Source organism: Micromonospora marincola, assembly GCF_056150385.1.
Genome location: NZ_JAXCFT010000012.1, coordinates 17,865 through 26,999, shown reverse-complemented (window position 1 = coordinate 26,999; position 9,135 = coordinate 17,865). Strand labels below are relative to the sequence as shown.

Below are 9,135 nucleotides of genomic sequence, written 5' to 3'. Positions count from 1 at the left end.
CCGATCCTCACCTGCCGGCAGGCCCCCGGTGTCGGGTCATCGGGGGTGGGACGTGGTGGCGGCCGAATAGCCGCGCTCGCCTGCGGACACGTCGAAGACGAGCTGGTCGTCGCGGGCGTCCACGGTGACCTTCTGGCCCGGCGAGATCTCGTTCTCCAGCAGCATCCGGGACAGCCGGTTGTCCAGCTCACGCTGGATCACCCGGCGCAGCGGCCGGGCGCCGAACTCCGGCTGGTAGCCGTGTTCGGCGAGCCAGTCCACGCCGGCGGTGCTGACCTCGACCTGGATGTCCTGGGCGTGCAGCCGGCGGCGGGTCTCCTCCAGCAGCAGGCCGGTGATCTGGCGCAGTTGCTCGGCCTCCAGCCGCTGGAAGATGATGACCTCGTCGATCCGGTTGAGGAACTCCGGGCGGAAGTTCTCCTGCAACCGGCGCATCAACCGTTCCCGCAGCTCGGTGGACTCCTGCTCACCCGGATCGCCGGTGGCGAAACCGACCGTACGCTGGGTGCCGGTGATGAGTTCCGAGCCGAGGTTGCTGGTCATGATCAGGACGGTGTTCTTGAAGTTCACCGTCCGGCCCTGGCTGTCGGTGAGCCGGCCGTCGTCGAGCACCTGGAGCAGGATGTTGAACACATCGGGGTGCGCCTTCTCGATCTCGTCCAGCAGCACCACCGCGTACGGGCGGCGGCGGACCGCCTCGGTGAGCTGGCCGGCCTCCTCGTAGCCGACGTAGCCGGGCGGGGCGCCGACCAGGCGGCTGACGGTGTGCCGCTCCTGGAACTCGCTCATGTCCACCCGGACCATCCGGTCGGCCTCGCCGAAGAGCGCCTCGGCGAGCGCACGGGCCAGCTCGGTCTTGCCGACGCCGGTGGGGCCGAGGAACAGGAAGCTACCCATCGGCCGGTTCGGGTCGGCCAGGCCGGTACGCGAGCGGCGTACCGCCTCGGAGACGGCGCCGACCGCGTCGTCCTGCCCGATCACCCGCTCGTGCAGGTGCCCCTCCAGGCGCAGCAGGCGGTCGCGTTCCTCCTCGGTGAGCTGGGTGACCGGGATCCCGGTGGCCCGGGACACCACCTCGGCGATCTCCTTCGGCCCGACCTCGGGCACCTGGCTGGAGCCCTCGTCGCCGCGGGCGCGGCGGATCTGGTCCTCCAGCTCGGCGAGCTTGTCGCGCAGCGCGGAGGCCCGTTCGTACTGCTCGTCGGAGACCGCCTGCTCCTTGTCCCGGCGCACCTCGTCGAGTTGCTGCTCCAGGTCGCGCACGTCGGAGGCGGGGGTGCGGGTGCGCAACCGGACCCGGGCGCCGGCCTGGTCGATCAGGTCGATCGCCTTGTCCGGCAGGAACCGGTCGGTGACGTACCGGTCGGCGAGCTCGACGGCGGCGACGAGCGCCTCGTCGGTGAACCGGACCTGGTGGTGCGCCTCGTAGCGGTCGCGCAGGCCGCGCAGGATGGCGACGGTGTCCTCGACGCTCGGCTCGGGCACCAGCACCGGCTGGAACCGGCGGGCCAGGGCGGCGTCCTTCTCGATGCTGCGCCGGTACTCGTCGAGCGTGGTCGCGCCGATCACCCGCAGCTCGCCGCGCGCGAGCGCCGGCTTGAGCATGTTCGACGCGTCCATCCCGCCCTCGCTGCCGGCGCCGCCGGCGCCGACCAGGGTGTGGATCTCGTCCAGGAAGATGATCAGCTCGTCGCGGTGGGCCCGGATCTCGTCGATCACCTTCTTCAGGCGTTCCTCGAAGTCGCCCCGGTAGCGGGTCCCGGCCACCAGGCCGGACAGGTCGAGCTGGATGACCCGCTTGCCGATCAGTGTCTGCGGCACGTCGCCGTCGCAGATCCGCTCCGCCAGCCCTTCCACGATGGCGGTCTTGCCGACGCCTGCCTCCCCGATCAGCACCGGGTTGTTCTTGGTCCGCCGGGACAGGATCTCCACCGCCTGCTCGATCTCGTCCGCCCGCCCGATCACCGGGTCGATCTGGTCCATCCGGGCCAGCTCGGTCAGGTCCTGCCCGTACTGGTCCAGGGTGGGGGTGCCGCGGTCCGGGCGCGGGCCGTTCGCCGCGCCGCGCTCGGCGCTTGCCGCCTGCAACGACTCCGGCTGGATCCGGCCGGCGGCGAGCATCCGGCCGGCGGGCGACTCGGGGTTCAGCGGCAACGCCATCAGGATGTGCTCGGGGCCGATGTAGTTGGCGCCCATGGCCCGGGAGAGCTGGTGGGCGTCGAGCAGCGCCCGCTTGGCGGCCGGGGTGAGCGACAGGTTCGGTGGCACCTCGCCGCCGGGCGCGCCCTCGGCCCGCCCGCCGAGCGCGTTCACGAGCGCGTCCGGGTCGGCGCCGGCGCGGCGGACCAGGTCCCGCAGCGGCGCGCGCTGCAACGCCGCCCAGAGCAGGTGGTCGGTGTCCAGGTCGGTGCTGTGTTTCTGGGCGGCCCGCCGGGCGGCGTCGGCGAGCATCTCCCGGGCGTCGGCGGTCATCAGGCGGGTGATGTCGACCCGGTGGGCCGGCCGGCGGCCCCCCTCGCCCCGGCCGAAGTAGCGGGCCAGGAACTCGTCCCACGGGTCGTTGCCGAAGTCACCGGGTCCCATCATCTTCGTCCTCCGCAGTCGGTCGGCACGACCGGGACGCGACACGACACGGCACGGTCGGCGGTGGCTACCCGGCGGGGTGCGTGACAAACGCGACCGGATGGCAGGCTGGGGGCATGGAGAGCAGGCCGCTGCTTGTCGTCGACGGCGCGAACGTGGTGGGTTCCCGGCCGGACGGCTGGTGGCGCGACCGGGCCGGCGCGGCGGTGCGGCTGCGCGACGCCCTGGCGCCGCTCGCCGACGCCGGGGTGCCGCCGGAGCTGCCGCCGCCGGTGCAGGTGGTGCTGGTGGTGGAGGGCGCGGCCCGGCACGTGGCGGCGTCGCCCGGGGTCGACGTGGTGTCCGCCTCCGGGTCCGGCGACGACACCGTGGTCGAGTTGGTCGCCGCCGCGCCGGACCGGCGCCGGGTGGTGGTGACCGCCGACCGGGAGCTGCGCGCCCGGGTGACCGCGCTCGGCGCGGAGGTGCGCGGCCCGCGCTGGTTGGGCCGCTGAGCCGGCGCACCGTCCCGTGGCCGGGACCGGAGCGTCCGCCGGCGGGACCGGTGGACCCGCTCCGGCGCGGTCTTCGCGCTGCTCAGGGGCGGAATCGGACACGCGGGCAGGAACGGCGCGAGGGCGGATGTTCGCCCATCCGGTGGGATGGGTTGTAATGGAGATCTCCCCTGCCCCCTGGAGGTCCCTGTGGCGAGCGTCGCCGAGCTGAAGGCCGCCATCGATGTCGCTCTCCAGCAGATAGGTGACGGGCAGACAGCGGTGCAGGCGGCCGGCGAGAAGCTGGCCGAGGCGCAGCAGACCCTGGCCGGCGCACTGGAGGGCAGCGGCCACGAGACCGTCGAGGCGGCCCAGTCCTCGCTGACACAGGCCAGCCAGGGGTTGGAGGACTGCCTCGCGGCGACGCTCGTGGCGGTCGAGCAGGCCCAGCTCTACGTCTCGACGCTCTGAGGGCCGGCCGTGTCCATCGTCGAGGACATCGGCGCGCAGGTCCGCGCCGCCGCCGAGGAACTGCCGCTGGCGCAGCTCGCCGCCGCGCTGGAGAAGCTCGGCCAGGCGCAGGAGCGGCTGCGCTGGGTCCGCCAGGAGTCGGCCGACCCGATGGGCGTGCCGGAGCTGTCCGCCTCCATCGAGCACGCCGAGACGACCGGCTACGCGCTGCGCGTGGCGCAGGAGCAGCTCACCGCGTACCTGGCCGCGATCGGGCTGTCCCCCGACGGCGCGCCGGGCGCGCCACCGGGCGAGCGACGGCCCCGGCACGACAGGCCGCGCGGCGAGGCGCCGCCCGCGCCGGGCCCGGACGCCGGGCCGGACGAGCAGCCGGCGGTGAAACGGTGGTGGGCGGTCCGGGTGGCCGAGCTGACCGGCGGTCGGGAGGGCGCCCCCGACGAGCCCGACGAGCGGGTCGAGGACTCCCGGGAGCTGCTGCGCCGGGTGGTCGTCGGCATCCGCTCCGGCGACCGGGACCGGCTGCACCGCGAGCTGCGCCGGGCCCACGCCGATGTCGGGCTCGGCCTGGCCGCGATCGCCCCGCCGATGCTGCGCGACCTGGCCGGGGAGCTGCTCGGCCATCCGCCCCGCGCGGACGACCTGACCCGGCTGCGCCGCGAGCTGGACGGGCGGGTCCGCGACCTGCTGCCCGGCCTGCCACCGCCGGTGCTCGACACGCTGCTCACCCGGGTCTGCCGGATGCCACCGCCGCGCCGCGACGACGGGCAGGAACAGCCGCACGCCGCCGACCCGGCGGTCACCGCCGGGGTGGTCACCGGCGTGCTCCTGCAACGGCTCGGCCGGGACCTGCCAAAGGACACCGAGGAACGGGAGCCGTCGCGTGGCTGACGTCCGCGCCCAACTGGTGACGCGGGTCCGGGGGATGCTCTCCGACGCCCTGGGCGCCACCCGTACCCGGCTCGCCGCCGCCGACGCCGAGCTGGCCGCCGGCCGGGAGCGGCTGGACCGTACCCGCCGCGCCGCCGCCGCGGTGCCGGAGCGGGTCGGCGCGGCGCGCGACCGGCGGCTCGCCGAGATCGACGCCCGGCACACCGCCCGGCTGGCCGAGCTGGCCGGCCGCGCCGCCGTCGCCGCGCGGCGGGAGGCGCCGGGCGCGGCGTCCGCGCCGTGGGACCACTGGCAGGCCGCCCCCGCCGGGCGGGGCGAGCCGCCGGGCGCGGTCCGGATCGGCACGGTACGCATCCCCGGCGCCGCGCCGGTGCCGGCGCTGGTCCCGCTGCTCGACGCCGGGCACGCGCACCTGGCCGGCAGCGACCGGGACGGCCTCGCCGCGGTGGTGCCGGCGCTGCTGCTGCGTTCCGTCGGCCGGGCCGACCCGGGCGGGGTCCGGCTGTTCGGGTACGACCCGGAGCACCTGGGCGGCGGGCTGGCCGGGTTCGCGCCGCTCGGCACCGCCGGCCTGCTCACGTTCGTCGGCCCGGGTGGCCTGGGCCGGCTCCTGGACGACCTGGTGGAGCAGATCCGCCGGATCAACGCCACGGTGCTGGCCGGCGAGTACGGCTCGCTGCGTGAGCTGGCCGCCACCACCGGCCGCCGACCCGAGCCCTGGCGGGTGGCGGTGCTGCTCGGCGGCGACGAGTTGTCCCGGCACGAGCGGGGCCAGCTCGACCGGGTGGTGCGCACCGGTGCCGCCTGCGGGGTGCACCTGCTGGTTCGGGGCATCGACCTGCCCGACGACCGGACCGTCACCCGGATCGTGGTCGACCCGGATGACGCCCGGATCGCCGGGTTGCCGGTGGTGCTCGACGACCCGCCGCCACCCGCCCTGGTCACCGAGACCTGCCGCACGCTCGCCTCCCGGGTCAACGCCGGACCGCCGCCGACGCCCTTCACCGACCTGCTGCCCGCGCCGGACGAATACTGGCGGGAGGACTCGGCGCACGGGCTCAGCGCCCCGATCGGCGAGGGCCCGCACGGGCGGCCGGTGCTGCTCACGCTCGGCGACTACCCGCCGCACGCGCTGATCGGCGGCCCGTCCGGCACCGGCAAGACCAACCTGATCTTCGCCTGGATCGGCGCGCTCGCCGCCCGCTACTCCCCCGCCGAGCTGGAGTTCTATCTGCTCGACTTCAAGGAGGGGGTGTCCTTCGCCCGGTTCGCGAAGGGCCGGCGCGACCCGAGCTGGCTGCCGCACATGCGGCTGGTCGGGATCAACGTCAACACCGACCGGGAGTTCGGCCTGGCCCTGCTCCGGTTCCTCGCCGAGGAACTGCGCCGGCGGGCCGACGCGGCGAAGAAACACGAGGTCACCAAGCTGGCCGAGCTGCGCGCGGTCGATCCGACCGGGCACTGGCCACGGATCGTCGCGGTGGTCGACGAGTTCCAGGCGCTGCTCGCCGGCCGGGACGTGGTCGCCCGGGAGGCCGCCGACCTGCTGGAGGACCTGGCCCGGCGGGGCCGGTCGCAGGGCATCCACCTGGTGCTCGCCTCCCAGGACGTGCGGGGCATCGAGGCGCTCTGGGGCCGGCCCGCCCTGGTCGCCCAGTTCACCCTGCGCATCGCGCTGCCGAAGGCGCTGCGCATCCTGGCCGAACGCAACGACGCCGCGCAGTCGCTGCCCCGCCACCACGCGGTGGTCAACGCCGAGTCGGGCCTGACCGAGGGGAACGAGGTCGCCCGCATCCCGTCCGCGAGCGACTGGGAGACGTGGAGCGAGTTGCAGCACCGGCTGTGGCGGATGCGCCCGCAGGACGCCGCGCCGGCCCGGCTCTTCGACGGCGACGCGATCCCCCAACTGGCCGAGGCGCCGGACTTCCGCGCCCTGGGCACCCCCGAGCAGGGCGTGCCGCGCAACCCGGTGGCGTTGCTCGGGGAGATCATCGACGTGCAGTCCCGCTCGGCGGCGCTGCGGCTGCCGCGGGCGCCGGGGCGGAACCTGGCCGTGCTCGGCACCCGGGTGGACGAGGCGTGCGCGGTGCTCGACGCCGCCGCCCGCTCGCTGGCCCGGCAGTACCGCCCCGGCGCCGCCCGCTTCTCCATCGCCTGCCTCGACCCGGACGCCGACCCGGCCGCCCGGGCGCTCTACGAGGACCTGCCCGGCGACGCCTCCTGGTACGACGAGGAGACGGTGCCCGAGCTGATGGCCGAGGTGGGTGACGGGCTGGCCGCGCCGGGCACCCCGCGTACCCCGCACTTCCTGCTGCTGTACGCGGTGGACGCGGCGGCCGGATCGCTTGCCGGCAGGGCCGGCACCCGGAGCGGGTTGGCGCAGTTGCGCCGGATCCTGCACGACGGGCCGGAACGCCGCACCCACGTGCTGGCCTGGTGGCGCGGGGTGGCCCGGATGCGGGCCGACCTGGGCGGCGCCGGAGCCCGCACGGACCAGATCGGCGCCTGGGTGGCGCTCGACGTGCAGGGCGGTGAGCTGGGCTCGTCGCTCTACCCCGGCAGCGGCGGGCCGGACTGGTATCCCCGGCCGTGGCGCGGTCTCTTCTTCGACCGCGCGGTGCACCGCACCGGGCAGGTGATCATCCCTTATGGTCCATCGCGATGAACGAACCTGTCTCCCGTGAGACGTACAGCGCCCAGATCCGCCGGCTCGCCGAACTGACCGCCCGGGTGTCCGCCCAGCGGTCCGAGGCGCACACCTGGTACGCCCAGCAGGTGGCCGCCGCCGACCGCGCGGTCACCGAGGCGGCCGAGGCGGTCCGGCGGGCCGAGGCGGAGGTGACCGAGGCGCAGCGGATGGTGGACCGGGTGGACGGCGAGGTCACCCACCTGTGGGCACAGCTCCGCGACCGGCTGGGCATGAGCGTGCGGCGGTTGGGCGACCCGCCCGGGCCGGCCCGGGACGTCGCCGGTGACCCGGTGCCGCTGCTGACCGGCGTGCGGGAGCTGCTGGAGCGGACCGGCGCGCCGGGCGAGCTGCCCGGTTCGGTGAACCCGCTGCTGATCGCGTGCGGGGTGGGCGGCGCCCTCGTGGCATACCTGCTGGGGATCGGCGCGCGGGCGCTTGGCGCCGGCTCGGGCGGTGACCTGGCGGTCGGCCTGCCCGTGCTGGCGCTGGTGATCACGCTGCTCGGCCCGCTGGTCGGGCTGGCGCCGGCCCGGCTGCTGGCGGACCGCCGGCACGCGGTGCTGACGCCGCGCCCGATGATCCTGGTCGCCGCCAGCGGCCTGGCCACCACCCTGCTGCTCCTGGTGGTCACCTACACCCGCTGACCCCACCCCACCCGGGCCGGCCCGGTGATCATGAGGTTGACGGCATCAACGCCGATCAACACCGCCGTCAACTTCATGATCGCCGCTTGCCTTCCCGGGGTCGCGGCGGCTGTCAGGCGGGGGTCAGGACGGCTTCCTTCAGGAGGCGGCGGGTCAGGACCAGGCGGTCGGCGTCGTCGTCCAGACCGGGCAGGTCGCCGACCCGGGTGACCTCGCCGGCCAGCAGCGCGCGCAGCGCCGCCTCGCAGGTGCCGGGCAGCGTGACCGTGCGGTCGACCAGGCGCAGCGCGACCGTGCCGGCGCCGGTCGGCGTGAGCTGCCAGCGCAGGCCGGTCCGGACCGCGACCCGGCTGTCCGGGCTCAGCCGGGCCAGCGCCTCGGCCTGGGCCAGCGGCCGGATCGGCGCCGGGCGGGCGGCCGGCCACACCCGGTCGCGCAGCCGCGCGGCCACCGCCGCCGGTTCGGCCCGCAGCAGCCAGTCGCGCAGCGCCTCGACGGTCTCGGTGAGTTCCGGCTCGATCGCGTCGGCGTCGGCCAGGTCGAGGCCGAACGGCAGGCCGGCGCGCAGCCGGGCGTCCTCGGCGGCCAGGGCCAGCAGCTCCTCGACCATCGCGTACCGCGTCAGCGCCCGGATCCCCACGGTCAGGTGCAGCGAGCTGGACTCCTGCGCCTGGGCGCTGTGCAGCCAGCCGCGCGGCAGGTAGAGCGCGTCGCCCGGTTCGAGCACCACGTCAAGCGCGGGCCGGCCGTCGGCGGTGGCGGCGACCTCGTCGGCCCGGCCGCCCCAGGGCTGGCGCTCCAGCGGGTCGGCGAGCACCGGCGGGTGGATGCGCCAGTGCTTGCGGCCGTCGACCTGGAGCACGAACACGTCGTGGGTGTCGTAGTGGGTGGCGAAACCCTGGCTGCCGGCCGGGGTCAGGTAGGCGTTCACCTGCAACGGCTGGGCCAGCGCGGCGCCCAGGTCGCGGGCGAAGTCGACGAGCGCCGGCCAGGTGCGGTGCAGGCCCTGGAGCACAAGCGTGGCGCCGTCGGCGTAGAGCGCCAGCACCTTGTCGTCGCGCACCTGGTCGCCGATCTCGGCGCCGGCGCCACCACCGCCGGTGTACCGCGCCGCCGGCACGAGCTGCCCGTCCTTGGCCACCCGCAGGAACGGGGTACGCAGGCCGCGGCGACTGAGCAGTTCGTCGGCGTCGGCGGGGCTGAGTAGGTCGGCGAAGCCGTCCGGGTTGGGCAGCTCGGCGGCCCGGGACAGCAGCGGGCCGCGGCCCCAGTGGTCGGCGACGAACTTGGCCGGCTCGACGGCCACGCAGCGGGCAAGCGCCGCGGCGGCGGAAAACGGACCCGCCGGGTGGCCGTGGCCACCCGGCGGGTCGACGTGCGTCATGGT

At 75.6% G+C, this 9,135-nt stretch carries 7 protein-coding genes; 5 read left to right on the top strand and 2 right to left on the bottom strand.

Features of this window, described 5'->3' with window-relative positions; all coding sequences use genetic code 11:
- Positions 1-36: 36 nt before the first annotated feature.
- The gene (locus SM450_RS22575; RefSeq protein ID WP_474621749.1) at positions 37-2,586 is read right to left on the bottom strand and encodes an ATP-dependent Clp protease ATP-binding subunit; all 2,550 of its coding nucleotides are present in this window, start codon (positions 2,584-2,586) and stop codon (positions 37-39) included.
- 113 nt (positions 2,587-2,699) lie between these two features.
- Here SM450_RS22575 and SM450_RS22570 point away from each other — a divergent pair, with 113 nt between their 5' ends.
- The 5 genes from SM450_RS22570 (at position 2,700) to SM450_RS22550 (ending at position 7,748) form a co-directional block, all read left to right on the top strand.
- Positions 2,700-3,077: a hypothetical protein gene (locus SM450_RS22570; protein ID WP_474621748.1), complete on the top strand. Its 378-nt coding sequence runs from the start codon at positions 2,700-2,702 to the stop codon at positions 3,075-3,077.
- Between the two features lie 189 nt (positions 3,078-3,266).
- Positions 3,267-3,527: a hypothetical protein gene (locus SM450_RS22565; protein ID WP_281589849.1), complete on the top strand. Its 261-nt coding sequence runs from the start codon at positions 3,267-3,269 to the stop codon at positions 3,525-3,527.
- Between the two features lie 9 nt (positions 3,528-3,536).
- Positions 3,537-4,415 carry a hypothetical protein gene (locus SM450_RS22560; RefSeq protein ID WP_474621747.1) on the top strand — a complete coding sequence of 293 codons (879 nt, stop codon included), beginning with the start codon at positions 3,537-3,539 and terminating at the stop codon, positions 4,413-4,415.
- On the top strand, positions 4,408-7,080 hold the full coding sequence (locus tag SM450_RS22555; protein WP_474621746.1) for an FtsK/SpoIIIE domain-containing protein: 2,673 nt from the start codon (positions 4,408-4,410) through the stop codon (positions 7,078-7,080). Before SM450_RS22560 ends, SM450_RS22555 begins: the two co-directional genes overlap by 8 nt.
- Positions 7,077-7,748, top strand: coding sequence for a hypothetical protein (locus SM450_RS22550; protein WP_474621745.1), 672 nt, complete (start codon positions 7,077-7,079; stop codon positions 7,746-7,748). The genes SM450_RS22555 and SM450_RS22550 overlap by 4 nt, the downstream gene beginning before the upstream one ends.
- Positions 7,749-7,860: 112 nt before the next feature.
- Here SM450_RS22550 and SM450_RS22545 read toward each other — a convergent pair whose 3' ends face one another.
- The gene (locus tag SM450_RS22545; RefSeq protein ID WP_474621849.1) at positions 7,861-9,132 is read right to left on the bottom strand and encodes a cupin domain-containing protein; all 1,272 of its coding nucleotides are present in this window, start codon (positions 9,130-9,132) and stop codon (positions 7,861-7,863) included.
- Positions 9,133-9,135: the final 3 nt, after the last annotated feature.